Annotated in this window: 23 protein-coding genes; 5 read left to right on the top strand and 18 right to left on the bottom strand. The window is 59.4% G+C overall.

The window, feature by feature from the left end:
* Positions 1–54 precede the first annotated feature (54 nt).
* From JQS30_RS14615 to JQS30_RS14590, 6 genes are all read right to left on the bottom strand, one after another.
* On the bottom strand, positions 55–1,242 hold the full coding sequence (locus JQS30_RS14615) for a S8 family peptidase (protein ID WP_213170975.1): 1,188 nt from the start codon (positions 1,240–1,242) through the stop codon (positions 55–57).
* A gap of 537 nt (positions 1,243–1,779) precedes the next feature.
* Positions 1,780–3,630, bottom strand: a complete 1,851-nt coding sequence (locus JQS30_RS14610) for a S8 family peptidase (protein ID WP_213170974.1) — start codon at positions 3,628–3,630, stop codon at positions 1,780–1,782.
* 1,155 nt (positions 3,631–4,785) lie between these two features.
* Entirely contained in the window at positions 4,786–5,976 is a 1,191-nt protein-coding gene (locus JQS30_RS14605) for a S8 family peptidase (protein WP_213170973.1), read from the bottom strand.
* 438 nt (positions 5,977–6,414) lie between these two features.
* Positions 6,415–7,605, bottom strand: a complete 1,191-nt coding sequence (locus JQS30_RS14600) for a S8 family peptidase (protein WP_213170972.1) — start codon at positions 7,603–7,605, stop codon at positions 6,415–6,417.
* Positions 7,606–8,441: 836 nt separating this feature from the next.
* Positions 8,442–10,286 carry a S8 family peptidase gene (locus JQS30_RS14595; RefSeq protein WP_213170971.1) on the bottom strand — a complete coding sequence of 615 codons (1,845 nt, stop codon included), beginning with the start codon at positions 10,284–10,286 and terminating at the stop codon, positions 8,442–8,444.
* A 928-nt stretch (positions 10,287–11,214) separates the two neighbouring features.
* On the bottom strand, positions 11,215–13,050 hold the full coding sequence (locus JQS30_RS14590; RefSeq protein WP_213170970.1) for a S8 family peptidase: 1,836 nt from the start codon (positions 13,048–13,050) through the stop codon (positions 11,215–11,217).
* Between the two features lie 825 nt (positions 13,051–13,875).
* Here JQS30_RS14590 and JQS30_RS14585 point away from each other — a divergent pair.
* A complete protein-coding gene (locus JQS30_RS14585; protein WP_246497936.1) occupies positions 13,876–15,810 on the top strand; it encodes an acetoacetate--CoA ligase in 1,935 nt (644 codons plus the stop codon).
* 547 nt (positions 15,811–16,357) lie between these two features.
* Here JQS30_RS14585 and JQS30_RS14580 read toward each other — a convergent pair.
* The 3 genes from JQS30_RS14580 to JQS30_RS14570 are packed head-to-tail and all read right to left on the bottom strand — an operon-like array spanning position 16,358 to position 17,209.
* Positions 16,358–16,732, bottom strand: a complete 375-nt coding sequence (locus JQS30_RS14580) for a hypothetical protein (RefSeq protein WP_213170968.1) — start codon at positions 16,730–16,732, stop codon at positions 16,358–16,360.
* A gap of 2 nt (positions 16,733–16,734) precedes the next feature.
* On the bottom strand, positions 16,735–17,076 hold the full coding sequence (locus tag JQS30_RS14575; protein ID WP_213170967.1) for a hypothetical protein: 342 nt from the start codon (positions 17,074–17,076) through the stop codon (positions 16,735–16,737).
* The gene (locus JQS30_RS14570) at positions 17,069–17,209 is read right to left on the bottom strand and encodes a hypothetical protein (RefSeq protein WP_213170966.1); all 141 of its coding nucleotides are present in this window, start codon (positions 17,207–17,209) and stop codon (positions 17,069–17,071) included. The genes JQS30_RS14575 and JQS30_RS14570 overlap by 8 nt, the downstream gene beginning before the upstream one ends.
* Before the next feature lie 234 nt (positions 17,210–17,443).
* Here JQS30_RS14570 and JQS30_RS14565 point away from each other — a divergent pair, with 234 nt between their 5' ends.
* From JQS30_RS14565 to JQS30_RS14555, 3 genes are read left to right on the top strand one after another with little or no spacing between them, the layout of a single operon-like run.
* On the top strand, positions 17,444–18,304 hold the full coding sequence (locus tag JQS30_RS14565) for a helix-turn-helix domain-containing protein (RefSeq protein ID WP_281398377.1): 861 nt from the start codon (positions 17,444–17,446) through the stop codon (positions 18,302–18,304).
* Positions 18,304–18,543 carry a DUF397 domain-containing protein gene (locus JQS30_RS14560; RefSeq protein ID WP_213170964.1) on the top strand — a complete coding sequence of 80 codons (240 nt, stop codon included), beginning with the start codon at positions 18,304–18,306 and terminating at the stop codon, positions 18,541–18,543. The genes JQS30_RS14565 and JQS30_RS14560 overlap by 1 nt, the downstream gene beginning before the upstream one ends.
* A gap of 39 nt (positions 18,544–18,582) precedes the next feature.
* On the top strand, positions 18,583–18,828 hold the full coding sequence (locus tag JQS30_RS14555) for a DUF397 domain-containing protein (protein ID WP_213170963.1): 246 nt from the start codon (positions 18,583–18,585) through the stop codon (positions 18,826–18,828).
* Between the two features lie 76 nt (positions 18,829–18,904).
* Here the strand turns inward: JQS30_RS14555 and JQS30_RS14550 are convergent, their stop codons facing one another.
* The 6 genes from JQS30_RS14550 to JQS30_RS14525 all read right to left on the bottom strand — a co-directional run bounded on the left by JQS30_RS14550 (position 18,905) and on the right by JQS30_RS14525 (position 23,216).
* On the bottom strand, positions 18,905–19,396 hold the full coding sequence (locus tag JQS30_RS14550; protein WP_213170962.1) for a hypothetical protein: 492 nt from the start codon (positions 19,394–19,396) through the stop codon (positions 18,905–18,907).
* Between the two features lie 396 nt (positions 19,397–19,792).
* Positions 19,793–20,116 carry a type II toxin-antitoxin system PemK/MazF family toxin gene (locus tag JQS30_RS14545; protein WP_246498165.1) on the bottom strand — a complete coding sequence of 108 codons (324 nt, stop codon included), beginning with the start codon at positions 20,114–20,116 and terminating at the stop codon, positions 19,793–19,795.
* Positions 20,117–20,139: 23 nt separating this feature from the next.
* Entirely contained in the window at positions 20,140–20,373 is a 234-nt protein-coding gene (locus tag JQS30_RS14540) for a hypothetical protein (RefSeq protein ID WP_213170960.1), read from the bottom strand.
* Between the two features lie 550 nt (positions 20,374–20,923).
* Complete coding sequence (locus JQS30_RS14535) at positions 20,924–21,382, bottom strand: hypothetical protein (RefSeq protein ID WP_213170959.1); 459 nt, start codon at positions 21,380–21,382, stop codon at positions 20,924–20,926.
* The gene (locus JQS30_RS14530) at positions 21,375–22,124 is read right to left on the bottom strand and encodes a hypothetical protein (protein ID WP_213170958.1); all 750 of its coding nucleotides are present in this window, start codon (positions 22,122–22,124) and stop codon (positions 21,375–21,377) included. The genes JQS30_RS14535 and JQS30_RS14530 overlap by 8 nt, the downstream gene beginning before the upstream one ends.
* Before the next feature lie 237 nt (positions 22,125–22,361).
* Positions 22,362–23,216, bottom strand: a complete 855-nt coding sequence (locus JQS30_RS14525; RefSeq protein ID WP_213170957.1) for a 3-hydroxyacyl-CoA dehydrogenase family protein — start codon at positions 23,214–23,216, stop codon at positions 22,362–22,364.
* A gap of 184 nt (positions 23,217–23,400) precedes the next feature.
* Between JQS30_RS14525 and JQS30_RS14520 the strand changes: the two genes are divergently transcribed.
* On the top strand, positions 23,401–23,997 hold the full coding sequence (locus tag JQS30_RS14520) for a cob(I)yrinic acid a,c-diamide adenosyltransferase (RefSeq protein WP_213170956.1): 597 nt from the start codon (positions 23,401–23,403) through the stop codon (positions 23,995–23,997).
* A gap of 32 nt (positions 23,998–24,029) precedes the next feature.
* On the opposite strand, the gene JQS30_RS14515 is transcribed toward JQS30_RS14520, so the two are convergent.
* From JQS30_RS14515 to JQS30_RS14505, 3 genes are all read right to left on the bottom strand, one after another.
* A complete protein-coding gene (locus JQS30_RS14515) occupies positions 24,030–24,470 on the bottom strand; it encodes a DUF2550 domain-containing protein (protein WP_213170955.1) in 441 nt (146 codons plus the stop codon).
* 130 nt (positions 24,471–24,600) lie between these two features.
* A complete protein-coding gene (locus JQS30_RS14510) occupies positions 24,601–24,888 on the bottom strand; it encodes a F0F1 ATP synthase subunit epsilon (RefSeq protein WP_213170954.1) in 288 nt (95 codons plus the stop codon).
* Between the two features lie 300 nt (positions 24,889–25,188).
* The gene (locus tag JQS30_RS14505) at positions 25,189–25,866 is read right to left on the bottom strand and encodes a Crp/Fnr family transcriptional regulator (RefSeq protein ID WP_030144656.1); all 678 of its coding nucleotides are present in this window, start codon (positions 25,864–25,866) and stop codon (positions 25,189–25,191) included.
* Between the last annotated feature and the right edge of the window lie 389 nt (positions 25,867–26,255).

Raw genomic sequence — 26,255 nt, 5'->3', positions numbered from 1 at the left:
AAAGGTGTGCGTTTGTTTATCGAGAATTCGGTGGCCCCTGGTGAGGCACCGCTGCTATCCGACGAAGAGCAGCAGGTTCGGGCTTCCGGTGCCCGGGTTGCCGACCTTGCCTTCCGAAGCGGTGGAGGTCAGGTGAGCGCGAACGTCCTCAGGGGAGGCGTCCGGGTTGTCCTGTAGGAACAAGGCGGCGGCACCGGCCACGTGCGGCGAAGCCATCGAGGTTCCGCTAATGGTGTTGGTGGCGGTGTCGCTTCCGATCCAAGGCGCGGTGATGTCCGAACCAGGAGCGAACAAGTCAACACATTCGCCCAGGCTGGAGAACGATGAGCGAGCATCGGTGCTGGTCGTCGAACCAACGGTGATGGCGCTGTCCGCACCGGCCGGGGAGTAGTTGCAGGCGTTGTCACCGCTGTTTCCTGCGGCCACGACGTGGGTCAGGCCAGCGGCCGAGGAGGCGTCGACGGCCGCGTTAAGCGAAGCGTCAGACGGTCCACCGAGGCTCATGTTGGCTACCGAGGGACCCGAGGCGTTCTCGGTGGCCCATTCGATGCCGTCGATGATGCCAGCGTAGGAGCCCGAACCATTGCAGTCGAGGACCCGCACTGGAGAGATGCTGGCGCCCTTGGCCACTCCGTATTCAGTACCCGCCACGGTGCCGGCCACGTGCGTGCCGTGCCCCTGACAGTCGTCGGCGTCGCCACCTGGGGTTACGGCGTCGTAGCCTTCGACCATGCGTCCGGCGAAGTCTTCGTGGGTCAAGTTGACACCTGTGTCGAGGATGTAGGCGGTGACGTCTGATGCGGTGTTGGGGTAGTTGTAGGTCTCGTCAAGAGGAAGGTCCGCTTGGTCGATACGGTCCAGCCCCCACGAAGGTGGGTTCGGCTGGCTGCCAGCGTCTTGGATCGTGACCACGGCGTTTTGCTCGACGAACTTGACGTTGGGGTCGGCGGCGATCTTCTGCGCCTGAGCGTAAGTCATCTGAGCGGCAAAGCCGTTCATGAACTCCCACTGGGCGGTGATATCCACGTCGTATGCGCCGGTGTTCATAGTGGATAGCTCGGAGTTGAGCACCACAATGTATTCGCCGTGGATCTTGTCGGTGTTGTCGACGCCCAGTACGTCGCCGGTGGGTGCTGTGTTGTCGGCGCTGGCCGGTGCCGAAACGAGTGCGAAGGAGCCCGCGGCTAGTGCGCCGGCCGAAGCGACGGCTATTGCTGCGCGACGGAGGGATTTCTTTTGCATGTGCAGTTCTCCTCTGAAGGTCTGCAACGAACGCCGCAACTGGAGTGTCCAGCCCAACTTCGAATGCGCATCGTGTCCTATGCGGGTGAGCTCTTCTTCGTCTTATGAATAGACGCGGAGGAGGGTCGGTATTCAAAGTCCGGGTGGGCTGGGGAGCAGCGCCCGAAGGGTTCTTGGCGAACCTGCCTCATCTTTTGAGGCATACGTCGCACCTTAACTCGAATAGGCGAGAACTGTAAATATAAGCAAGTTTGGATTTAGTGCGGGCAGTGAAATGTGATAACAGAACAATATATATGTCTGAATTAACAATTTGTTCTGACGGTGGCCCTATTGGTCACATCTTCGATGTATTCCCTGCTCACGGCGTAATTTGGCGCAGTGAGTAAGACATTACTGAGCGGTAATTCAGTGAATTAAAGGCCCACTGGCAATAAAGTTGCCAGTGGGCCTTTAATTCACATTGAGTTTAGTAGTGAATACACATTGTTCAATTGTTGTACCGGTAGGTAACTATTCAATGTCGTGACGTAGTCACTAGACTTCGACCGACCAACCGTTCAGCGTGCCGGAATTGCCGTAGTTGAAGATGATGAGTGTGTAGTAGCCCCATCCAGCAGAGCCCGCGTTGATCGTGTAGGTGCCCGAGTCGGTCTGACCCCGAGGCTTAATGAGGTGCACTTGACCGGCAGGGTCGAACACGTAGTATTCGAGGTTCTGCGTGGCCGAGTGGGTTACGTCCACATTGATCGTCGCCGTCGAGCCAGCGTCATCACAGACCATCAGAATGTTCGACGAGACCAACCAGCCAGCATGGATTGTCTGCGAGTTGTTGTTCTCCTCGACGCAGTCGCCCGGCGGAGGCTCAACCGGCTCATCGCCCACCGTCAGAGTGAAGGTGGTCGATTCGTCGTTGTTTCCAGAGGCGGTCAACGTGATCGAGTGCGTCGCGTCGCTGGCGTTGGAGCTGGCAGAGAACGTCACCTGCGTGGATTCACCAGTGGTCAAGGTGCTGTCGGCAAAGTCCACAGTCACGTCCGAACCGGCTCCGGAGTGCGACAGGGTGACCTCTTGCGCGTCGCCGGAGGTCGTCTCGGTGCTCAACGTCGCGGTGACAGAGTCACCGGGCTCAATTTCGGCGCTGTCGGGAGAGACCGAAACCGAGAACTCGTCCTCGGGCTCGCCCGGGCCACCGTCGATGAATCCGACGTAAAGCAGGCGGTTGGGCGATCCACTGCCGGGGTTGGAAATGACACCCTGGGTGGCGTTCGAGGTCAAAGCCTGCTTCACCTGCGCCGGGGTGGCGCTGGGGTTGGAAGCCAAGTACAGAGCCGCGGCCCCGGACACGTGCGGGGAAGCCATCGAGGTGCCGCTAATGGTACGGAAGGCGTTGTTGCCTCCGATCCAAGGTCCATAGATGTCAGATCCCGGAGCGAAGATGTCCGAGCAGGTTCCCCAGTTGGAGAATCCCGAACGGGCATCGGTGCGAGTCGAGGAGTTAACGGTAATGGCAGTAGCTTCACTGGCTGGCGAGTAGTTACAAGCGTTGGCGTTGCTGTTGCCGGAGGCAACCACGTACGTGACACCAGCGGCGACACCGGAGGCCACGGCCTGGTTGAGGGTGGCGTTGTAGCCGCCGCCCAGGCTCATGTTGGCCACCGACGGACCGGAGGCGTTGTTGGAAACCCAGTTAATTCCGTCAATGATGCCAGCGAACGACCCTGAGCCCTGGCAGTTGAGAACCCGAACCGGGGAAATGTAGGAGTTCTTCGCGACGCCGGTCAAAGTTCCCGCCGCTGATCCGGCCACGTGCGTACCGTGTCCGTGACAGTCGTTGGCGTTGCCGCCGGGGTTGATCGCGTCAAATCCCTGCACCATACGGCCGGTGAATTCGGAGTGGCTCAAATAGACGCCGGTGTCGAGGATGTACTGCGTGACACCAGTGCCTTGGTTGGGATAGGCGTATTGCCCATCGAGCGGAAGATTGCGCTGGTCGACGCGGTCGATGCCCCAGGCGGGCGGGTTGGGTTGCACACCAGCGCTGGCTAGGTGTACTTCGGCGTCTTGTTCGACGAACTTGACGGCCGGGTCGGCGGCCAGTTTCTTGGCTTCCGCCTCGGTCATCTCGGCGGCGAATCCGTTAAAGGATGTCCACTCTGAGGTGACTTCGGCGCCGTAGGTGTCGGCGAAGGTGTCGACGCTTTGGATGGAGACGTCACTTTCGAGGGTGACTAGGTAGCTGCCTTCGATGGCATTGGGGTGGTCGGTGCCGAGGATGTTTCCCTCGGCTTGGGCCGGAGAGGTGGCGAGGGCTATGGTGCCCACCGCGATTGCCCCTGCCGAGGCGACAGCTATAACGCTGCGCCGGAGGGATTTCTTTGTACTCATGTGCTGGGTTCTCCTTCAGGGTTTCCCGCAGCGACTGCCGGATTTGCATTGGGCAGGACAGCTTCGAATGCTCAGGCGACCCTGGAAGCCGTTTCAGTCGATGGTCGGCACAGGGGCGGTGAGTGCTCGATGCTGGCTGTGGCCAATTCGGGGTGGGCAGTGACGGCGGGGTGTGAATCGCATGCGTTACGGAGTGGTCGTTTCCGCCTGTGCTGAATGGCAAGACTCGTTTTCTGTCTGACGCCGCTGAAAGGGTGACTCACAAGACCGGGGCGATCGTGTGTAGGTGTGGCGGCGACGACCGGGGGAGAGTCGCCTGTTCAGTTCAGGTTGGGACACGTTGGTCGCTCGGGCATTGAGCGTGCTCGAACGGCCGTTTTTCTCCGTGAATGCATGAGATTCGCGGTTGAACCAGATTCACATTCATGAATCTAAGCGGAAGCCTAAGAGTCAAATCCATGAATGTAAACAATAAAATACGTTTACAGATCCAACTTATTTAGCGGGTGTTAAGTCGAGTTGACATAGGGGACGATGAGGTGAAATCCCTGCATTGGGCCCACGAACTCTGTGACGTCTTTTCAAAGCAAGCATTGACGGATGTGCGTATATAAATCGGATTTTCTGTATTCCTACTGTGCGAAACCGGGGTGATCGCACAGTGGAGGTTTCTGGGCACCGTAAAGCTGCGGGCGCGAGATCGTTGTGGGCGGGCTTTGGTGGCGGCGCCACAGGGCGAGGATATATAGCCCGAGTCGCCGCACCCGGTGTCATTACGGGTCGACCCACGAATGGAACTGCCTACTGACAGGGGTTGCTCTGGCACATTCGCCCCACAATGAATCTCGCCCTGGGTCACCTCAATGGGGCCCAGGGCGAGATCTTTAGAGCTCCTATCAGGTTTGTTTCCGTGGCGAGGATGGTGTGCTGTCAGTGCGTGGGGAGGCGGAGGCCCTTGTTCATACCCAGCGGGTATGGGCAAGGGCCGACAACGCGGCCAGGCGCGACATCACTCCACCGCAGTAGGAAGAGAAACCTGATAGGAGCTCTTAGGTGAGGCAGTCTCACAGAGCTACCTCACAGTGCCGGGCCACTGGATTCGATGCCAGGTGATGGCAGCGACGCCGACGACCTATCTAGTTTTTAGATGCGCGATTAGAAGTCGCTCACGTACAACAGCAGGTTCGAAGAACCGGTTCCGGGGTTGGAGATGACGCCAGTGGTGGCGGTGTTGGTCAGGGCGTTGCGGACTTGGCTGGGAGAGGCGTTTGGGTTCGACGATAGGTACAGGGCCGCACCTCCGGCCACGTGCGGGGCGGCCATCGAGGTGCCGCTAATGGTCCGGTAGCCCTTACTTCCGCCAGACCAGGGGCCATAGATCGCCTCTCCTGGCGCGAAGAGGTCGGTGCAGCTTCCCCAGTTGGAGAAGGATGACCGGGCATCCGAGCTGTTGGATGAGTTCACCGTGATCGCGCCTGAGGCCCGAGCCGGCGAATAGTTGCAGGCGTTGGCGTTGCTGTTGCCGGAGGCCACTACTTGGGTGAGGCCAGCCTCCACTGATGCGTTGACGGCCGCGTCGAGGGTGGCGTTGGCGCCGCCGCCGAGGCTCATGTTGGCCACCGAGGGACCGGAGAAGTTGTCGGTGGCCCAGTTGATGCCGTCGATAACTTGTTCCCAGGTTCCCGAGCCAGAACAGTTGAGAACCCGCACGGGCACAAGGGTGACGTTCTTGGCTACGCCGGTTTCCGTGCCGCCGATGGTGCCGGCGACGTGGGTGCCGTGGCCATTGCAGTCATTGGCACTGCGGCCGGGGTTCACGGCGTCGTATCCGGGGGCGAGGCGTCCGGTGAACTCCTCGTGTTTGAGGTTGATGCCGGTGTCGATGACGTAGACCGTCACTCCGGTGCCAGAGTTGGGCCACGAGTAGCTGTTGTCCAGCGGCAGGTTGCGCTGATCTACTCGGTCGAGGCCCCATGAGGGCGGGTTGGGTTGCTCACCTGCGGAGGCGATGCTGACTTCGGCGTTTTGTTCGACCATCTTGACGTTGGGGTGGGCGGCCATGCGCTTGGCTTCGCGCTCGGTCATGTCGATGGCAAAGCCGTTGAGGGCTTCCCACTCCGAGGTGATGGTGCCACGAAACGAACGGGCGAACCCGTTGATTTCGGAGGTGGACAGTTCGTCTTCGAGCGTGACGAGGTAGCTGTTTTCGATGGTGCCGGGGCTATTTGTGCCGAGGATGGTTCCCTCGGCTTGGGCGGGCGAGGCGGAAAGTGCCAGGGTGCCGATGGCAATGGCGCCAGCGGAGCCGAGGGCTATGAGTCGCCGGAGGGTCTTTTTCGTATTCATTTCGGGTGCTCCCAATCTTTGCGGCAGGCACGCCGTCGACAGGTGGCGCCGGGGTTCGGCCTTCGCGCATGGGCATGGGCATTGTGAGGGTGCGAGCCGGGTGCGCTTCCAGGGTGGCGTCGGCCAAATGTCGGGGTGAGGACTGCTGCGGATGCGGTATGCATTGATTCACGTTCATGAATCTATGCGGAAGCGTAAGAGGAAAGACCTCGGTTGTAAAGATTGAAATGGATGAATAGTGCGAACAAATTGAGTAAGTGTTCAGTTGTGTTACTGAAGATGGCTTTGGGGCAAGTTCTAGGGGCCTGGTCGCGCTGATTGACGTTTGTGGATCTGGCCGACTAACGACAACGGGCCCCGCCGGGGATGTAATTCCCTGAGCGGGGCCCTGTGACACAAAGGTGACACTGCCTTATCGCATTGTGTGGCGATTGAGGTTTAGAAGTTGCTCACGTACAACAGCAGGTTCGGGGAACCAGGTCCGGGGTTGGAGATGACGCCAGGGGTAGCGTTGCTGGTCAGTGCGTTACGTACCTGCGCGGGGGAAGCGCCAGGGTTGGAGGAGAGGTACTGTGCGGCTCCGCCAGCCACGTGGGGGGAAGCCATCGAGGTGCCGCTAATGGTGTTGTACGAGCTGTTGCCACCAATCCAGGGGCCGAAGATGGATTCACCAGGGGCGAACAGGTCCGTGCAGGTTCCCCAGTTGGAGAAGAACGAACGGCTGTCGGCACTGTTGGAGGAGTTCACCGAAATAGCTCCGGCGGCTCCGGCGGGGGAGAAGTTGCAGGCGTTGGCATTGCTGTTGCCGGAGGCGACCACGTGGGTCAAACCAGCGTTGACCGAGGCGTTGACAGCCGCGTCGAGGGTGGCGTTGGAGCCGCCGCCGAGGCTCATGTTAGCCACCGAAGGACCGGAGAAGTTATTGGTCGACCAGTTGATGCCGTCAATGACCTGTCCCCAGGTTCCCGAGCCGGCGCAGTTGAGGACGCGCACCGGTACGAGGGTGACGTTCTTGGCCACGCCGGTCCGCGTGCCACCGATGGTGCCAGCGACGTGGGTCCCGTGTCCCTGACAGTCATTGGCGTTGCCACCGGGGGTAACAGCGTCGTATCCGCGGGCGAGGCGGCCGGTGAACTCCTGGTGGGTGAGGTTGATGCCGGTGTCGAGAACGTAGACCGTCACTCCGGTGCCGGAGTTAGGCCAGGAGTAGCTGTTGTCTAGCGGCAGGTTGCGCTGGTCTACTCGGTCGAGGCCCCACGAAGGTGGGTTCGGTTGCTGGCCCGGTGAGGTGATGCTGACTTCGGCGTCTTGCTCGACCATCTTGACGTCGGGGTGCCCCGCCATCAGTTTGGCGTCGTCCTCAGTCATTTCGACGGCGAAGCCGTCGATGACGTCCCATTCGGAGGTGACGGTGCCGTTGAAGGATTCGGCGAAGCTGCCGATCTCCGGTGTGGACAATTCGCTCTCGAGCGTGACGAGATAGCTATTCTCGATGGCGTCGGGGTTGTCCGCGCCGAGGATGGTTCCTTCGGCTTGCGCGGGTGTGGCCGATAGCGCCAGAGTTCCGATGGCGATGGCGCCGGCGGAACCTAGGGCGGTAAGTACACGAAGGGTCTTCTTCGTCTTCATGGTGGATGCTCCCTATCTTGGCGGCAGCCCTACCGGAGGCATGTGGCGCACCGGGAACCGATCTCACGCGCAAGGGACTTATGACCAAGTGCTAGTTGGTGCCTATGGGGCGTTCAGGTTGGTGGTGGCCAAACAAAGGAGGAGGAAGGCTGCTGCGGATTCGGTTTGCAATAGATTCACGTTTATGAATCTATGCGGAAGCCTATGAGCCATATCCACGCCTGTAAATATTGAAATGGGCGCGTCGTCCGAACTTATTGAGCGGTTGTCTATTTGTGTTGAGATTGTTGACGTTTCAACCGCATTCAGTGAATAGTTTTCCACCAAGTCTGACCCTGGAGTGAAGAAAAATTCCACATGGCTCGGGCGCCTTTGACTGTCGCACAAGGTACCCATCGAAGTCCACTTAGGCGAACCCAAGCCTTGCCCTCCATGCTCATCGCACCCATTCCTAGCTACCCAAGTTCGGCCATCGCCAAAGCCACGAAAAAGCCCCCATCACCATTGGACTCCAGTGATGGGGGCGGCAAAGCGACCGTGCCACAAATCAACCCTCTGCGATTCCACCTAGTTTCGGACGTGTGCCGCCGAGGAACCCGAAGGAGAAACCGGTCCATCGGCCACACACCCGCACCTGGGCTCAAACGTGCGGCTAGAAATGAAACACGTGCAATACACAGTTCCCCAGAGCTAGGCACGGCCCCGAACTCATAGAGCCCGTCTACAGGCCCGAATTCGCGGCGGCCCCGAACCGAACTCGGTAACCGCCGCGAACCTAACGCTCTTGCCAGAAAATGTTTCCTTGGGCAGAGGCTCAAGCCCCTGCCCAAGGTGGACTAACCGGCCACGGACCAGCCGTTGAGAGTTCCGTTGCGGTTAGAGAAGTTCCACACCTCCAGGGTGTAGGTACCTGACTTACCACCGACATTGACCGTGTAGGTGCCACGGTCGGCTGAGCCAAACGGCTTCAGGTCATAGCTCGCGCCATTGGGCCCGACAAGTCGGTACCACAATTCACCCTTGCTGGCGTGCGACACGTCGACCGTCACGGTCACCGAACCCCTAGCGCTTCCGCAGTCGAGGCGAATATTCGAAGCCGCGATCCATCCAGCGTGAATGGTCTGTGACGAGGAATTCTCGCCACGGCACTCCGGCGGCGTGCTGTCACCTTCCACCGTCAAGCTGTAGCCCGCGGTGCGCTCAACCGAACCAGCTGCGGTCACGGTGATCGAGTGCGACCCAGCCGGAGCATTGGTGCTGGCGGTGAAGGTCACCTCGGTGGAGTTGCCAGTGGTCAGCGTGTCGTTGGCGAATTCGACGGTGACTCCGCTTCCGGCACCGGAGTGAGACAACGTCACTTCTTGAGCGTCACCAGAGGTGGTTTCGCTCGAAAGGGTCGCGGTGACCGACTCTCCAGCTGAAATCGTGCCACTGCTGGGGCTCAAGGAGATCGAGAACTCATCCTCTGGATCACCGGGATCGGAACCACCAATGAAGTCGATGTTCAACAAGCGGTTGGGCGAACCCGAACCCGGGTTCGAGACCAAGCCAGTGCTGGCATTGCTGGTAATCGCACTGTAGACCTGAGACGGAGTCGCACTCGGGTTCTCGGCCAAATACATGGCAGCCGCGCCCGCCACGTGCGGGGAAGCCATCGAGGTGCCACCGATGGTGTTGTAGCGGTTGCTACCACCAATCCACGGAGCGTAGATCCGGTCGCCGGGGGCGAACAGATCGGTGCAGCTACCGAAGTTGGAGTCGAAGCGGCGAGCGTCCGAAGACGTCGAGTTATTGACCGTCAGGGCGTTCTGGGCCGAGGCCGGCGAGTAGTTGCAGGCGTTGGCGTTGCTGTTACCAGAGGCCACGACCACCGGCACCCCAGCGGCCACCGTGTTGTTGACAGCGTTGTTGACCGACTGGTTGAAGCCGCCACCGAGGCTCATGTTCACCACCGAGGGACCGGAGGCATTGTTGGCCACCCATTGCAGCCCATTGATGGTGCCGCTCCACGGACCGTTTCCCTCGCAGTCGAGCACCTTGATGTTGAAGAAGTCGACGTTCTTGGCCACACCAGTACGGGTGCCACCAACGGTTCCGGCCACGTGAGTGCCGTGACCATTACAGTCGGCACCGTTTCCACCAGAGCTGATGTAGTCACGGCTACCAGCGATACGGCCGGTGAACTCCTCGTGGCCCAGGTTCATGCCACTGTCGAAGATGTAGGCGGTGACTCCCGATCCCTGGTTGGGATAGGAGTAGCTGTTGTCCAGCGGCAAGTTGACCTGGTCGATACGGTCCAGGCCCCACGACGGCGGGTTCGGTTGCACGCCCGCCGATGTCACCGACGCTATAGCGTCTTGCTCCACGAAGTCCACCGAGGAGTCCGCGGCCAGACGCTTGGCGTCAGCCTCACTCATTTCGGCGGCGAACCCGTTGATGATGGGCAGCTCAGCGGTGATTTCCGCATCGTAGGTGGAGCTGAGCGAACCGGCGCTGGCAGTGCTGGCGCCGTCCTTGAGGGTGACGATGTAGCTGCCTTCGATGGCCTCGGGGTTGTCGGTGCCGAGGATATTTCCCTCGGCGTGCGCGGGTGAGGTGATGAGGGCGAATGAGCCCGCCGCGAGCGCCCCGGTGGCGGCGACTGCGAGCAGCCGCCTTCCCAGGGTTGTTTTCTTACTCATAGAGAGGTGCTCCCTTGAATGTCCTGCCACCGTGTCGCTTCAAGTGGGTCCGCCCTTGTCATTCGGAGATGACCGGGGTTGGCGAACCAGCTTTAGTCGACCGATCGGGGTACGGCGACAGGGAATTTATATGAATTAGATTCATGACTGTGAATCTGTGCGGAACCATAAGCCTCGATACGGCGAAATGTAAATGTTTCGATGTGCGTACTGACAAAACTAACTTTCAGGCGCTGCCAAAAGTTCTAGCCTTTGAAAGAAAGGTCATAGGGTCCAGTGGTGCGGCCAAAATCCGATGGACGCAGATAGGGTGTCAGCCGTTTTCTTCGGCTGGAATGAAGGTTTTGGCGTTTGTCCTTCGATTCTCATGCGCCTTCGATCACAAGGTAAATATGGGGGAGAAATGGCCCGCATGGGGCCAGCCCCGCACGGTTCGCGGGGGTGGCAAGGGAAAGTATGCACGAGCGCTCGTACGAATCTTGGGCATGATGAAGCCCCCATCACCCGCGTCTGTAGGTGATGGGGGCCAGAAGAGATCCTGCCGGTGGGTCAACCCGATACGTTCTCGCGTGGTCGGTGGCGACACAAGGCCGTTATGAGACAAGACAGTGCGTATCTGGCCATTCCTCCGAAGGCCGGCGATGACACCGCATTATCGAATCGACCTACCACCGGAACCTCCCATTGCCGGGCCCCTGAAACGAGTCAGAGTTGGCCGTCGGCAAAATTACCGGTGGTCTGGCGACTAGACGGTCTTGACACTGTAGCCACGCGGAATACACCGGACCCCGGTGTTGGCCGTGGGCTTGATCTCTCGTCTCTTACGCTGGCCTCAACTCTGTGGAGAAACCTCAGCGCTCTGGGTTGCTTCACACTTTGGTGCGAAGCAACCCAGAGGTGAGGGGCGCTTCTCCCGCAGAGCGGAAGGCTAACCTTCTACGGACCAGCCGTTGAGAGTTCCATCGCTGAAGCTCAGGTTGAAAATCTGCAACGTGTAGTTGCCCGAGATTCCACCGACGTTCACCGTGTATGAACCCGAGTCGGGTTGACCGACGTTCTTCAGGGTGTAGGTCTGGCCGTTGGGAGCCACCAGCATGTACCACAAGTCCGCCGACTGGCTGTGGTTCACGTCGATCTCAACGGTCACCGATCCGGACTTGTCGCCACATTCGACACTCAGGTTCGACGTGGTCATCCAGCCGAACTGGATGGGCTGGGCCGAGTTGTTCTCGCCGTAGCAAGCCGGAGGTTCCGGCTCATCGCCCACGCTGAGGGTGTAGCTCGCGCTGCGGTCCACGCTTCCCGATGCGGTGACGGTGATGTCATAGACGGCGTCAGCGGCATCGGCCGAGGCGCTAAAGGTGACCTCAGTGGATTCACCAGTGGTGAGGGTGTCCTCGGCGAATTCGACCGTGACATCCTCACCGGCACCGGAGTACGACAAGGTGACTTCCTGAGCGTCGCCAGAGGTGGTTTCGGTCTGAACGGTCGCGCTAATGGATTCACCAGCGTCGACATGGCCGCTATCGGGGCTCACCGAGACGCGGAAACCGTCGACCGGGTCGCCGCCGCCAATAAAGCCAACGTATAGCAGCAGGTTGTCTCCATTGGGGTTCGAGATGACACCTTCGGTGGCGTTACCGTTGATGGCATTGCGAATCTGCTCGGGGCTCGCTCCGTTGTTGGCGGCCAAGTAAAGAGCAGCCGCTCCCGCTACGTGCGGGGAGGCCATCGACGTGCCGCTAATGGAGTTGTAGCGGTTGTTGCCGCCGATCCAGGGCCCGTAGATTGCCTCACCGGGGGCGTACAGGTCGGTGCAGCGGCTTCCAAAGTTCGAGAAGCTGGACTTGGCGTCGCGGCTATTCGAAGAGTTGACGGTGATGGCTCCCGAGGCCGAGGCTGGAGAGTAGTTACAGGCGTCGGCGTTGTTGTTGCCGGAGGCGACCACGTGGGTCAATCCGGCGCGGGACGAGGCGTTGACCGCGTCGTTGACCGACTGAATGTAGCCGCCGCCGAGGCTCATGTTCGCCACGGACGGACCGCTCATGTCGTCGGTGGCCCACTGGATGCCACTGATGATGCCGTCCCATGCGCCTGAACCGTTGCAGTCGAGAACGCGGACCGGCGACAGGCTGGCTTCCTTTGCCACGCCGGTGCGGGTGCCAGCCGCCGAACCTGCCACGTGGGTGCCGTGACCGTGGCAGTCGTTGGCGTTGCCACCGGGGGAGATCACATCGTGCCCTTGTACTAGGCGTCCGGTGAACTCTTCGTGAGTCAGGTTGATGCCGGTGTCGAGCACGTAGATGGTGACGCCTGCGCCGGTGTTGGGGTAGGCATACAGATCGTCCAGCGGAAGTGAGCGCTGGTCGATGCGGTCGATGCCCCAGGCTGGCGGGTTTGGCTGCTCGCCTGCCTGGGTGATACTGACTTCGGCGTTTTGTTCCACGTACTTGACCGCCGGGTCGGCTGCCAGTTTCTTGGCGTCGGCCTCGGATAGTTCGGCGGCAAAGCCGTCGATGAGGTCCCACTCGGCAGTGACGGTCGCGTCGTAGCTGGTGGCCAGAGAGTTGACGCTCTGGGCGGAGAATTCGCTCTCGTTGAGGACGACGATGTAGCTGCCTTCGATGGCATCGGGGTTGTCGGTGCCGAGGATGTTGCCCTCGGCGTGGGCTGGCGAGGTCGCGAGGGCGAATGCGCCCGCCGCTATTGCCCCGGCCGAGCCGACGGCTAGCAGCCGCTGGCGGAGGGATGTTTTGTTACTCATGTGCTGGGTTCTCCTCTAAATGTCCTGCGGCCGTGGGTTATCGGGCGAGGCGGGGTTGTCTTTGCCCAACGGCGGGGATCAGAGAATGGTCTCCGCCGAAGTCGGTTTGCAAAGTTGGCCACGCCTCAAAATAGGGGTTACGGCAGCAGTGTCTTTGTTGAACCAGATTCACGTTTATGAATCTCTGCGGAAGTTTATGAGTCAGATCAGGAGGAGTAAACATTAAAATTGGTCTTATGTCCCAACTTTTTAAAGGTGAGGAAATGTGCCGTGGGGATTAAAATAGAAGGCAAGGGTTGGCGCAGGGCATTGATGGCGCTGATCTGGCGACATTGATGAAGGTCGATGCGAATGGATGCCAGTATTCATGTCGTCCGCAGTTGGTGGGGAAATATTCAGGAGTCCCCGAGGGTGGTGGGACGATCCCAAGGGAGGGCGCTGGTGAGCGGGCGACCTCAGAGGGTGTCAATTTTTTGCCGTGGGGGCCGGTAGTGCATCTGCGCCCTCCTTATTCCACATCATGAGATAGACATTCCAGCTAGCGCAAGATCCTTGGATTAAAAGGCAATAACGGGCAGAAATCGGGCCTTGCTCTCCGGCCCCTTGGTATTGCCACTGGGCGGCAAGGGAAAGTATGCGTTTGATTACCAGGTGTCGATGGTGGCATGGGGCAGGGCTCGTGCGACGGTGCTGGCGGCAAACGCAGCTCACTCTCGGGCGTGTGATCGATTGGAAAACCCCTGACCCTGCCGCCGAATCGCACCCCTAGATAGGGCACGATGAGTGCTATATGCCACAGCGGAGTGGAGAGATATGGGAGGCAAAGTGACTACTGAGGTTCTGTGGATACCGCCATCCGATGCAGCCGAAACCACAAACATTGGCAGATATAGCCAATGGCTCTCGAAGCGAGCTGGTACAGACCTCACCAGCTACCCGGCCCTGTGGCAATACTCTGTCGACCAGATCGGCCCGTTCTGGGGCTCCATTTGGGAGTACTTCCATATTGGTGAGCCAGTCGCCGATCACCGCGTCCTCACCGACGAAACTATGCCCTTCCCCGTGTGGTTTCCCGACCAGTCGGTCAATTACGCCAAGAACATGCTCGCCGCACCTGGTGTCGCCGATGACGACGTCATCATCAAGTCCTACTCCGACACCCGCGAAGCAGAAGAGTGGACGCTTGCCGAGCTGCGCGACGCCGTCGCCCGCTGCCGCACCGGCCTCAAGAAATTGGGCGTCGACCGTGGCGACCGCGTGGCCGCCTGGATGCCCAACATCCCCGAAACTCTCGTTTTGCTGCTAGCCTCGGCGTCGCTGGGAGCTGTGTTCTCCAGTTGTGCGCCCGAGTTCGGGCCGCGGGCGGTGCTCGACCGCATCCAGCAGATCGAACCGAAGGTCCTCGTTACCGTCGACGGATACCGCTACGGACGCAAGGACATCAGCCGCGTCGACCAGGTCGCGGAGGTCAAAGCCGGACTGCCCGGTCTGCAACACGTCGTCCACCTGCCCTACCTGACCTCAGAGGTTCCCGATGGCGGCTCCACCTGGGACCAGTTGCTAAGCGAAGCCGGGCCGCTGGAGTTCGCCGAATTGACGTTCGAGCACCCGCTGTATGTGCTGTTCTCCTCGGGCACCACTGGACTTCCCAAAGCCATCATTCACTCGCACGGTGGCATCATCCTCGAACACGCCAAGGCCTTGGGGCTGCATCACAACCTCGGGCCTGGGGACTTGTTCTTCTGGTTCACCACCACCGGGTGGATGATGTGGAACTATCAAGTCTCCAGCCTGCTGGTCGGCTCCGGGATGGTCATGTTCGATGGAGCGCCCACGGTCACGAACATGTGGGAGCTGGTCGAAGAATCCGGCACCACTTTTTTCGGTACCTCGGCCCCCTACCTCATGGCGTGCCGTAAAGCTGAGGTCACCCCCAAGGACATTGCCGATCTGTCCAAACTGCATGGCATTGGCTCCACCGGTGCCCCGCTGCCGGCTGACGGTTTCGACTACGTGTATTCACACATCACGCAGACCGCGCAATTGCAATCCATCTCCGGCGGAACCGACCTGTGCACTGGCTTCGTTGGCGGTGCGCCCACGGTGCCCGTCTGGCGCGGCGAGATCTCGGCCCGCTGCCTGGGCGCCCGCGTCGAATCCTATGACTCCGTAGGAGACCCCGGCATCGGGCGCGAAGGCGAACTGGTCATCACCAAGCCCATGCCGTGTATGCCGGTCGGGCTGTGGGGCGACGCGCAGGGGCTCATGTACGAGACGACCTACTACCTGGACTTCCCCGGTATCTGGCGGCACGGGGACTGGATCACCATCACCGAGCGCGGCAGCTGCGTCATCAGTGGCCGATCCGATGCCACCCTCAACCGGGGCGGCGTGCGGATGGGCACCGCAGAGTTCTATGCGGTGGTGGAGAACATCGACGAGGTCGCCGATTCGCTGGTCGTTCACTTCACCGAGGACGACGCCGACGACTTGGTGTTGTTCGTGGCGTTGGCTGATGGGGCGACGTTGACCGACGACTTGGAGAAGTCGATTCGGGCGAACCTTAAGAACAACCTGTCTCCGCGCCACTTGCCGGACCGCATTGAGCAGGTGAACGCGATTCCGCGCACGCTCTCGGGCAAGAAGGTCGAGGTTCCGGTGAAGAAGATTCTGCTGGGCACGCCACCCGAGGAAGCGGTGTCGATGGATTCGCTTGCCAACCCGGACGCTTTGCGGGACTTCTTTCCAGACAAGAAGTAACTACCTAGCTTCCCTAGAGGTAGACAGTTTCCCCGGAAGTGGCAACGAGGCTGTTTAGATATAGGAAGACACCTTCGGCAACTGTCGCCGAAGGTGTCTTCCTTTTAGTAGTTAAGGAAGTTGTGACCCGTTGGTCGTGGAGTGGCTGCCGCGCGCCTGGTGGTGCTGCGGTGCGCTCCGTCGAGGAATCCCGATGGTGCGGATGCTCTAGATACATCGCACTCGTTGGGGGTCTCGTCGTCTCCACGCCAACGGGGATCGGTGCCGTTGGGTGAGGGCCATCTAGACCGACGCGCAGCTGCCGCGCCAGGGCCACCCCCACTACAGCCAAAAGTGTAGTTATGTGGAGGCTTCTGCAAGAGTGTATTTTCAAGGCCGCAGGAGGCGAAGTTTACGCTCCTAAACGAGCCGACAAGAACGCCGAAAAGTGTTTTTTCGCAGAAGCCTCGTGGTTGTGAGGCTGTTTAGTTGTGTGGCTATGCGGTTGTGCGATTGAATTCTTGAATTCGATTGTGGCTTCGTTGTGGTTTATGGCTGCCTGTGCGCGCTACAGGTTGCCTAGTTCTGGGTGTTGGCTGATATAGGCTTGGAAGTTGTCATTTAGCCTGGTTAGGCCGACGGCTTTGGCGCCCCATACGTAGGGTTGCATCCACCATCCACCCCGGGGGGTGAGGTAGACGCGGGCGTAGGGTTCCGCGTCGCGGTTGTCCTCGCGGTGGATGGAGATCGAGTCACCTCTCCAGGAGCCGTATAGGTAGAAGTAGGTCCCCTCGGACAAGAAACGTCCGTAGTATTTTCCGGGTTCCATGTGCGCTCCCCACTGGTCGAGAACGGAAGGGCCGTTTGCGATGTGTATGCCCGCTGGGGCGATGCGCCCGTTAAGCATGTTGATGATGGGCCGGTTGAATCGCACTGGTTCCATGCCTAGCCCACCTCCCGCAGGGCCGGGTCGGCGTTGGCGACCACATGGGTCAGGAGTGCTTCTTGCCATGCGGGTGGGCGGCCGGAGAAAGGCGTTTCCCATTGGGTGTGGGTGATTTTGCCGCGTCTAAAGCAGATGGTGGCCACGTTGATGGCCATGCACTGCCCCTGCATCCGCAACGCCAGGGCCGAGCCCTGGTCTGGGTGTGGCGAGATCATAAACCGCGCATTGTCGAAGGGAAACTCCACCACCGCCTGCGGCGTTGTCTTCGGCCCAGACGCAGACACAGAACGTTCCAGATCAGTATCTGGGCTGACGGTGGTAAAGACCGGTGCCTCACTCATGGCGACCTCCAGTAAGGGAGATCGTCTGCGAGGGCTGTTGCTCCTCGTGGACAGATTGCGCCCTGTCTTCGGGCGCATCGGGTTTGGGTTTATCGCCATCGTGGGCGATAATGACAGGGTCGGGCGTAGACATGTTCTACCTCCGAATTTAGAGACCGGGGCGGAAACGAGCTACCAACTTCAGTGCCGCCCCGGTCGGCTTATGTGAACTTCGCAAGAGGTGCCCTTCAGAACATCCCGCCACAGACAGTAGCGTCACTCTCACGATGATTGATAGCATGACACACGGAAATGGTCTACGCAATCTTGCTTAGGCAAGTTTCGCCAGGTTTCTTTGTCGTCTAGCTGACAGAATTGTGGATGAGATATGCCAAATTACCCAGGCCCTGGCCCGAGTCTTCGCACGCAGTGGGTCGGAGACCGGCTACGAGAACTGCGAAAACGCAACAAGATGTCCTTGAAATTCGTTGGGGACTATCTCCAGCGAGACGCTGGCACTATCAGCAGGTACGAGGCTGGGCATTTCCCTGTCAGACGCGGGGACCTGTTGGCCTTGCTGTCTCTCTTCGGCGTGTCGGAAGAGAAGGAACGTAATGAATTGATTCAGCTCTGCGAAGAGTCCTGGCAAAAGGGCTGGTGGGACCAGCACCGTGAAGATCTGGGACAAAACTTCATCAATGTTCCATGGATTGAAAGCCGTGCCCATTGCGTGAACAACTATGAGCATATGGTCGTACACGGCCTGCTTCAAACGCGCGACTACGCCGAAGCACTGGTGAAGAAGCGTGCAGCTCCTGGTACAACCTCTGAACAGATGAGGAGGTGGGTCGACCTCAGACTTGAACGCCAAAGAGCTCTCGCCGGTGAGACACCTCTTGAGGTTGCCAGCATCATCGAAGAGTCCGTACTTCAGCGGCCAGTCGGCGGACGACAGACGATGATAGATCAGTTTGAGCACCTCATCAAGCGGGCCCAGCAACCCAACATTACGGTACGTGTTGTCAAAACTGAGTCTGGTTCTCACGCCGCCCATACAGGAAGCTTCGTGTTTTACCGGATGCCGTCACCGTATCCAGATGTCGCAAACGTCGAAACCATCGGCGGGGCCTTGTACCTCGAAGGTGACGCCATCGGCAGAGTACTGTCAATATGGGAAGATTTGGAAGAGGAAGCACTCTCAGAGGCTGACTCGATATCCCTGATCCAGATGTATGCGGAGAGAATCTGATGAGCGGTACAACCAACCGAAATCTGTCTAGCGAGCAACTGACAGGAATCCGGTGGCAGACCAGCACACGGAGTCAGAGCCAAGGTGGCCAGTGTGTCGAGGCTGGCCCGCTCATGGACGGTTCGGGCCGGGTTGCTGTCCGTCATTCGCACCACCCCGACGGTGACTTGATCGTTTACACCCCCCAAGAGTGGAAGGCGTTCATCGAAGGCGTCAAGGACGGCGAGTTCGACTTCTAGAGACTGATCCGATCCCCGGACCTGTTTTAAGGAGCCTTGATGACTTTCCCGAAGACTGACCAAGATCTGACGGCCGCCGAGATCGCCGGGATCAAGTGGCAGAAGAGCACTCAGAGTACCGGTGACAATAACAGCAATTGTGTTGAGGTCGGCCAGCTGGCGGACGGTTCGGGCCGGGTGGTTGTCCGCCACTCGCACGCCCCCGATGGCGATCTGATCGTCTACACCCCGCAAGAGTGGGTGGCGTTCATCGAAGGCGTCAAGGACGGCGAATTCGACTTCTAGCAACCGAACACAAGCGTTAAGGGCGGACCCGCATCGCGGGTCCGCCCTTCATGTAGACGGTCGTAGTGCCATGTGATCATGGCAGTTTCATCAGTGGCCGTACATCGACGTCGGACAAGACAGTGTCGAAGTCGCCGCTTGAGTTGTAGTCGATTTCGTCTCGGAGGTAGGGGTCGAAAGCCGGGCGCTCGCCGGTGAAGTCACCGAGCATAATTTCGAAGTTCATGGTGAAGTAGCCTTGGCCGTCGTTTTCGCTGACGAAGCGCTTCAAGGCAGCCACAATCTTGGCGACCACGGTTGACTCGGTGTGTCCCTCGGGCATGAACTTCGCAGGGAAAAACGAGACGATGAGGACTTTGTCGACTCCAAGCTCCAGCGCCTCCATCCACTCGGTGAATTCGTTCGGCGGGTCGTCGTAGGCGTAGATGTCGAGCTCGCGACGGGTGCAGCTTTCCCTCTCATCGGGTATGGGGACTATTTCCATGTTGAGTTCTCGGGCAAAGAACTCGATGGCTTCCCTGGGCGTTACGGACGTTGCATACTCAAGGTGGTAGGAAGGTGCGGCCATTACGGTTTCCTGTTCGCGTTGAGGTCAAGGTCGTAGATGCGGTCGTTGTGGATTACTTTGACTTCACGCAATCTCGTGACAGGATCACGCTGCAACCTGGGTGGCACATTCGCGCACGGCCTCCACGTTGGTATTAAGGCGGGAGATCACCGCGTCTACCAATGACACGCCAGGACTTCCTTACCGAAGAAGGGGTGATGCGCATAGGGGAAGCTACACCAGGGTGAACCACGCGGCTGCCTAATTCAACCCCAGCCGCCAAGAGCAACCCTCGTGTCGCGCTACCCCTGAGGGCGACTTAATCGTCTACACCCCGCAAGAGTGGGTCGCGTTCATCGAAGGTGTCAAGGACAACGAATTCGATCTTTAATCCGCAACTACGACAGCCAGGTTTGTTCAGATGTCAATGAGCTGTTTGAGGACGAATCTGATGGCTTCGATTTCGTCCTCGGTTAGCTTTGCTCGGTGTGGAGAGATCAACCGGTTGGTGCTGATGGATTTCAGCTGGTCACACATGGCGAAGCTGCGGGTCCTGCCGAGCATGACTTCTGGGTGTATGGGCAGTTGGCGGTCAGTGGAGGTGCAGGGGACGGCAGTTATCAGCCCGTTTGGAAGGTCGCAGGACAGCAGGCTGCCAACAATGATCGCGGGGCGTTGCCCTCGTTGTTCATGGCCGACATGAGGATCGAAATTTACCCACCAAATCTGCCATGGTGCCACCTTTCGTGACAAATCGCCCTTGCTCACTCGGTGACCTGTGGGTCAATGTCGGCTAGTTGCTGGGCTTCGGCCTGATAATCGGCCAATTGGCTGGCGTTCATCCGGGCAAAGGCCGCACGGGTCTGGTGCTCGAAAATCACCGATCTCAATGCCTCGTCTAGGCTTGCTCCACCCAATTCAGTTTGGGCAATGGAGGCGAGCGCATCACGGTTCTTCTTCGTGACACGTATGGTCGTTTCGTCGGCTCCGGTTCGCATACAGTCAGTATACGAAATTGCATGCACGCAGGCAAGCAGTCGCGACGCATGCGTGTAGGCAAGTCGAGCCCAAGCGGATTCCACTCATTCGCAGGTGGAGATCTCCTCAGAGAATCGAGCCACGTTCGCCTTCCCGCAAGCGGCTTGCTCCCTCTACGATTACGGCCGCGACGATGAAACCCGTACCAACAATGTCAGATACCGGAACTTCGGGTGTAGTGGTTGAGGTTGATGTTGGCGGTCGGGTGTCGACCAACGAGTGGCTTGATGACCCTTGGAGTGGGTCATAAGTATCACTGATCGTGAATGATGTCGAATGGCTAGCTGACTTCTCTGCTTGCCCCTTCAGCCCGCTGCTATTGCGAACGATGTTGCGGCCGAGCTTGCTTAGCTTTCCCCGTCCAACGTCTCGTGGTTCTGTCAGGTCCTCGGGGTCTTTGAGCGGTTCGCCTACTTCGTTGCGCCACTGGCTGCTGGGGTCAGCGGTGATCACACCGCCTTCGGAGAAGAGCTTTCTTAAGCTGAACCTGGCGTACGCTACCAACCAGGACTAGATTTTGTTTTCTTCCTCGATCTCATTGATCCACGCCTGTGCCAAGGTTTCCGCGTCGCTCAAGTATCCGTCGAGGTCGTGACGGATCTCTTCGGACTCATGCGTGATCATTCGAATGACGGAGAGCTGGCTTAGATGCTGGTCTTTGGAACTGATTTCGTCAATGGGATGATTTTCGTCCCAGACTGCTTTGATGAGTGCCTCGGTTGCGAGAGGTTTCAGCGGTGGGTTCGCATCTCGAAAGGCGTAACGAAGCTCCTCCATGAAACCCGTAATGGCCGCGGGCGAGTGGTCGTCTTTGAAATGACGCTCGACAATACCGACGAATACAGCCGTTACGTAAAGGGCGAATCGTTCGGTCTCGTTGACTAGCAAGGGCCGGGCAAGCTCGTTGGCATCTGGCTTGCCGAGGGCTAGTGCCTTGACAGCTTGCTGGAACGGGTTGAGGTCAGTCATTTGTCGTCTCCTTCGATGCTCGGCGGCTCTGACGGAAACGGTCCCATATTCGGGAGCTAGCTTCGATACCAGCTGCCGTTACGAACACCATAGTTCCAATGATGTCGGGAGTGCTCGATTCCTGGTGCTGGGGACTGTGGAGCTGAGCGGGAGCCGCAGTTAGATGTGATTCCGTACGTGAATCCTTACCCCATGGATCGAAGTTGTCCAGCAATGGTTCGCTGTAGGGATGTGCGACCTCTTCGGCAAATTCCTTAAGATCGTCCATACCTCGAACTGACTTCCTGCCAAGCCTCCTTGCGCGAGACATGCCGATGTCCTTGCCTGGCTCGGTTTCTACTGGCTTGACTGGGTCTGCGACCTTGGCGGCTGGTTCCCTGAGATGGGTCGGTGCTGCCTCAAGCGGTGTAGGTCTTCGCTCTAGACCAGTGGTGACCTCAAACTTTGACTGCGCCTCGTGGTTCGCGGAGCTAGCGGCCGCGCCGCCGGTGGTTTTGAGTGTGTGGGCTTTGGTTTGGGTCTGTTCTAGTTGGGTGGCGATGGTTTCTAGGGTGGCTAGGATGTGGTCGCATTGGGCGATGGCCGCGTTAGTTTGGGTGGTTTTGCCGTGGGCGGCTAGGGATGCAAACTGGGTGGCGATGTCTTCCAGGGTGGACTTGGTACCGGCAACCTGGGTGGCGCATTCGCGCACGGCCTCGGCGTTGGTATCAAGGCGGGAGATCACCGCGTCTATCAATGACACGCAAAGGAGTTCCTAACAAACTAGTGAGGGCTCAAGAGGGGACTAGCGGGGGATGGGACTACAAAAAATGGCGACTACACGGCTCCAAAGCACGCGGCTGCTCGCCCTTAACCCTAACAAGAATGAAGAACATTCAAGTCCCCAAGAGCTGCCACACAACCCGTCAACTCCACAAAAAGAGTGTGGCCCCGGATCGGACGATCCAGGGCCACACTGGCAAAGAATTTAGGCGCGGGACTACTTGTCGTACTCGTAGAAGCCTTTACCGGTCTTGCGTCCGTAGTCTCCGGCCTCGACCATGCGGGCCAGTAGCTCCGGCGGGAAGTACTTCTCGTCGGCGGTGTCGTTGTAAATGTTCTCAGTGGCGTGCTTGAGGATGTCCGCCCCGGTCAAGTCACACGTGGCCAGCGGCCCCATCGCGTGCCCGAATCCGAGCTTGCACGCGGTGTCCAAGTCCTCGGCCGAGATAACACCGTTCTCAACCAGGCGGATCGACTCCATGACCAACGCGGTGATAAGCCTGGTCGTGACGAACCCAGCCACGTCGCGCTTCACTACGACGCAGGTCTTGCCAACCGCCTCAGCGAAGTTGCGGGCCTTCTCCAAGGTTTCATCGGAAGTCTTGAGTCCGCGCACCAGCTCGCACAGCTTCATCATCGGCACCGGGGAGAAGAAATGCGTTCCGACCACCCGCTCCGGGCTAGAGGTCGCGGCGGCGATTTGGGTGATCGGAATGGCCGAAGTGTTCGTGGCGAGCACCGTCTCGGGGCCACAGATGACATCCAACTTCTGGAAGATCTCCTGCTTGATGTCTAGCTGCTCGAAGACGGCCTCCACGACTATGTCGGAGCCCTTGGCGTCCTCGAGCTTGGTGGAGGTGGTGATGCGGTCTTCGATCGCGGCGGCTTCCTCGGCCGTCAGCTTTTCCTTCTTGATGAAGCGGTCCAGCGACTTCGCGATACCGGCGCGAGCGCGACCAAAGGCTTCCTCGTTGTTGTCATACAGGGTGACGTTCCACCCGGCGGTGGCGGCGACCTGTGCGATCCCCGATCCCATCAGACCGGAGCCGATGACCATGAGACGACCCGACATGCAGCAGTACCTCCTCGTACCTGGCTTAAGTTGAGAGCACTCACGAGCCTAAACGCTCGTTAGGTAAAGGGCTACCCCGCCCAGCCAATCAGACGAATGCTGCACAGCTGAGGACCACCAATTTTCCGCCCGGGCGCGGTTACCGCCATAGCCTCACTTGGGAGCGTGGCACTAGGGTGGAGTCATGTCGGTACGACTCACCAAGATTTACACCAAGACAGGCGACGACGGCACCACCGGGCTCGCCGACTTCAGCCGCATCCCCAAAACTCACCCGCGCATCACCGCCTACGCGGACGCCGATGAGACCAATGCCGCCCTTGGCGTGGCCGTGGCGCTGGGGGACCTAGACGAGAAACTCATCGAGGTCATCCAACAGCTGCAAAACGACCTCTTCGACGTGGGCGCGGACCTGTCCACCCCTGTCGCCGAAGACCCGAAGTATCCGCCTTTGCGGATCACGCAGGACTACATCACGCGGCTGGAAAACTGGATCGACGAATACAACGCCGAGTTGGAGCCGCTAAAGTCGTTCATCCTCCGGGGCGGAACCCCGGCCGCCGCGCTGTTGCACCAAGCGTGCACCATCGCCCGCCGTGCCGAACGATCCACCTGGGGACTCCTAGAAGTGGACGCCGAGAACACCCACGAGCTGCCAGCGACGTATCTCAACCGTCTATCAGACCTGCTCTTCGTGCTGTCCCGCTACGCCAACCAAGGCGGCTCGGAGATCCTATGGAAACCCGGCGGCGGGTTCGACCGCGACGAGAAGGCCCAGTAGCAAGCTGCGGGAGCGCTAGCGGTCAACACCGCTCAACGGTCGTAATAAGAAGAGGCCGCGCCAGGTGGCGCGGCCTCTAGCCAAGAAAGAAAGCCGGTTACGGCAGACGATGTCATCGCAAGTTCGGCAATCGTGCCCTTTTGCGTCTGACACTGCAAAATCTGCACCCCGGCGGGAAAAATCTGGGCTTCGAACCCGATGGGGTCGCGCCGGTTCGAAACCTCAAGTCGGTTGCGGTTCAGTTTTTCGCGCGGCCCAAAAGACAGGGAAAACATGCGATACCAGCACAGCTCGCCCTGGTTGTAGATCGCATAGCCCGGAGCCCAACCGCGGCCAGCGCTACGCCGCGACAGTCGTAGTGCCATCACCACCGAACCCGAACGGGTCAGCCAGTAACGCCGCGCGTAAACCAAGATGAGGAAAGCAGCGACCGCAGCCGCCAGCGACGCAGCGATAATAAGCGCTGTAACCATTGCAGGCCCGCTCCTTTCCATTCACATCGCCCATTGGTAGGGACTACCTGGGCGTGAGAGCCCGCCCTGAGGGGGCGAGCTCACTAGATCTTGTATGAAGGCCACGTCCCGCGCAAGGGGAGTCAGCCGATTAGGCGGCGGCAGTCGCGCCGTCGTACACCTCGGCGGTCTCGGCCAGTACCGTGACACCTTCGGTGGTCACCGACAGGAAACCACCGTTGACCTTGTACGTCAGAGTTTGACCGTCTTCGGTGTTGATCCGCACGTCACCGGGACACGCCAGCTCGCCCAGCATGGGGATGTGACCAGGCAGAACACCCAGTTCGCCTTCAGTGGTGCGAGCATAGACCGAAGTCGCCTGGCCGGACCAGACTTTCTCTTCCACGGCCACAAGCTCGACGTTCAGCAGGTTTGCCACAGCGCTCCTCGAATATCGATAACTTCCGGGTCGCGACCCGTCGGTACTCTCCCGGGCTTCTCCCGGGGGAAAGGCCTCGCTTCTGGCGAAGAGAGACTATGCAGACGAGTCTAAACACCAGTTGGCATGCCGTACACACCAGCACCACCTGGCAGGCGGCCGACATCACTCCCCGACCGCACCCCGTGGTGGTGTTTATCCGGAAACGTCCAAAAAAGGTAACTTCATTAATTCAGCTCCCCACCGCTGATGCGGAGGGGAGCTGAATTAGGTTCTCGGATGAGATGGAGAGCGCGTGCCTCAGACGCGGGCCCGGCGAGCCAACCGCTCGGGGTCCATGATGATGACGCTCTTTCCATCCAGACGCAGCCAACCGCGACCGGCGAAATCAGCCAAGGCCTTGTTCACCGTTTCGCGTGAGGCACCGACAAGTTGCGCCAGTTCCTCCTGCGTCAAGTCGTGGGTCACGCGCAGCACGCCGCCATCGCGGGTGCCAAACCGGCTAGCCATGTGCAGAAGCGCCTTAGCGACCCGACCGGGTACATCAGTGAAGATGAGGTCAGCCATCGAGTCGTTGGTCCGGCGCAGGCGGCGCGCGATCACGCGCAGCAGCTGCTCGGCAATTTCGGGCCGGTTGGCCAGCCAGGGCCGCAACGCGGTCTTGGACAGGCGAGCCAAACGAGTGTCGGTCAGCGCCGTGGCGGTCGCGGTGCGAGGCCCGGGATCAAACAGGGCCAGTTCACCAACCATGTCCGACGGCCCCATGACCGCGATCAAATTCTGGCGTCCATCCGCTGAACGGCGGCCGAGCTTCACCTTGCCGGACATGACGATATAGAGACTGTCGCCGGGCTCGTTCTCGGTGAAGACGGTCTGGCCCTTATTTACGTCGATGTACTCCATCTCTTTGATGAGAGACTCGACGGCTTCAGGGTCGACACCCTTGAATAGGGCGGCCCTGGCCAATACATCTTCCATGTCCGCTGGCACCTTTCCGTTAACGCACACCTCGTGCAACTTCTGAGTGTAGGTCTTTTGCCGCATTGCGGGAGGCAGACCCCCATATTTCCAGCCTTCGGCGTTAACGCTGAAACGGGGCATTGTGGTGTGGAAGGCACATTGTTCCGCGTGCGCGAGTGTGGCGTACGTTATTTTCTCTCAGAAACGGTGATCAAGGACTCACGCCTCCAACTGGGTATTTACCCCAAATGCCCTGCTCAAAGTTGACGCATCACCAGAGTACGCGACAAATAAGACATGCGCCAGTTTCACACAGTTTCCCCGATGAGCCCCGGCGATAGTGAGCGTAACCAGGCTCCAACTCACTGTCGCAATCCACTCAAGTGGATTGAACAACGCGGCAAAAA

The organism is Natronoglycomyces albus (genome assembly GCF_016925535.1).
Taxonomy (GTDB): domain Bacteria; phylum Actinomycetota; class Actinomycetes; order Mycobacteriales; family Micromonosporaceae; genus Natronoglycomyces; species Natronoglycomyces albus.
This window is presented reverse-complemented; position numbering and strand designations above follow the sequence as displayed.

Excerpts from the sequence above, each read along its gene's own strand:
- JQS30_RS14600 (WP_213170972.1), bottom strand. The coding sequence starts at position 7,605 with ATGAAGACGAAGAAGACCCTTCGTGTACTTACCGCCCTAGGTTCCGCC.
- JQS30_RS14610 (WP_213170974.1), bottom strand. The coding sequence starts at position 3,630 with ATGAGTACAAAGAAATCCCTCCGGCGCAGCGTTATAGCTGTCGCCTCG.
- JQS30_RS14505 (WP_030144656.1), bottom strand. The coding sequence starts at position 25,866 with ATGGAAGATGTATTGGCCAGGGCCGCCCTATTCAAGGGTGTCGACCCT.
- JQS30_RS14560 (WP_213170964.1), top strand. The coding sequence starts at position 18,304 with ATGAGCGGTACAACCAACCGAAATCTGTCTAGCGAGCAACTGACAGGA.
- JQS30_RS14590 (WP_213170970.1), bottom strand. The coding sequence starts at position 13,050 with ATGAGTAACAAAACATCCCTCCGCCAGCGGCTGCTAGCCGTCGGCTCG.
- JQS30_RS14580 (WP_213170968.1), bottom strand. The coding sequence starts at position 16,732 with ATGGAACCAGTGCGATTCAACCGGCCCATCATCAACATGCTTAACGGG.
- JQS30_RS14615 (WP_213170975.1), bottom strand. The coding sequence starts at position 1,242 with ATGCAAAAGAAATCCCTCCGTCGCGCAGCAATAGCCGTCGCTTCGGCC.
- JQS30_RS14555 (WP_213170963.1), top strand. The coding sequence starts at position 18,583 with ATGACTTTCCCGAAGACTGACCAAGATCTGACGGCCGCCGAGATCGCC.
- JQS30_RS14515 (WP_213170955.1), bottom strand. The coding sequence starts at position 24,470 with ATGGTTACAGCGCTTATTATCGCTGCGTCGCTGGCGGCTGCGGTCGCT.
- JQS30_RS14540 (WP_213170960.1), bottom strand. The coding sequence starts at position 20,373 with ATGCGAACCGGAGCCGACGAAACGACCATACGTGTCACGAAGAAGAAC.
- JQS30_RS14575 (WP_213170967.1), bottom strand. The coding sequence starts at position 17,076 with ATGAGTGAGGCACCGGTCTTTACCACCGTCAGCCCAGATACTGATCTG.
- JQS30_RS14605 (WP_213170973.1), bottom strand. The coding sequence starts at position 5,976 with ATGAATACGAAAAAGACCCTCCGGCGACTCATAGCCCTCGGCTCCGCT.
- JQS30_RS14525 (WP_213170957.1), bottom strand. The coding sequence starts at position 23,216 with ATGTCGGGTCGTCTCATGGTCATCGGCTCCGGTCTGATGGGATCGGGG.
- JQS30_RS14550 (WP_213170962.1), bottom strand. The coding sequence starts at position 19,396 with ATGGCCGCACCTTCCTACCACCTTGAGTATGCAACGTCCGTAACGCCC.
- JQS30_RS14535 (WP_213170959.1), bottom strand. The coding sequence starts at position 21,382 with ATGACTGACCTCAACCCGTTCCAGCAAGCTGTCAAGGCACTAGCCCTC.
- JQS30_RS14520 (WP_213170956.1), top strand. The coding sequence starts at position 23,401 with ATGTCGGTACGACTCACCAAGATTTACACCAAGACAGGCGACGACGGC.
- JQS30_RS14565 (WP_281398377.1), top strand. The coding sequence starts at position 17,444 with ATGCCAAATTACCCAGGCCCTGGCCCGAGTCTTCGCACGCAGTGGGTC.
- JQS30_RS14595 (WP_213170971.1), bottom strand. The coding sequence starts at position 10,286 with ATGAGTAAGAAAACAACCCTGGGAAGGCGGCTGCTCGCAGTCGCCGCC.
- JQS30_RS14570 (WP_213170966.1), bottom strand. The coding sequence starts at position 17,209 with ATGTCTACGCCCGACCCTGTCATTATCGCCCACGATGGCGATAAACCC.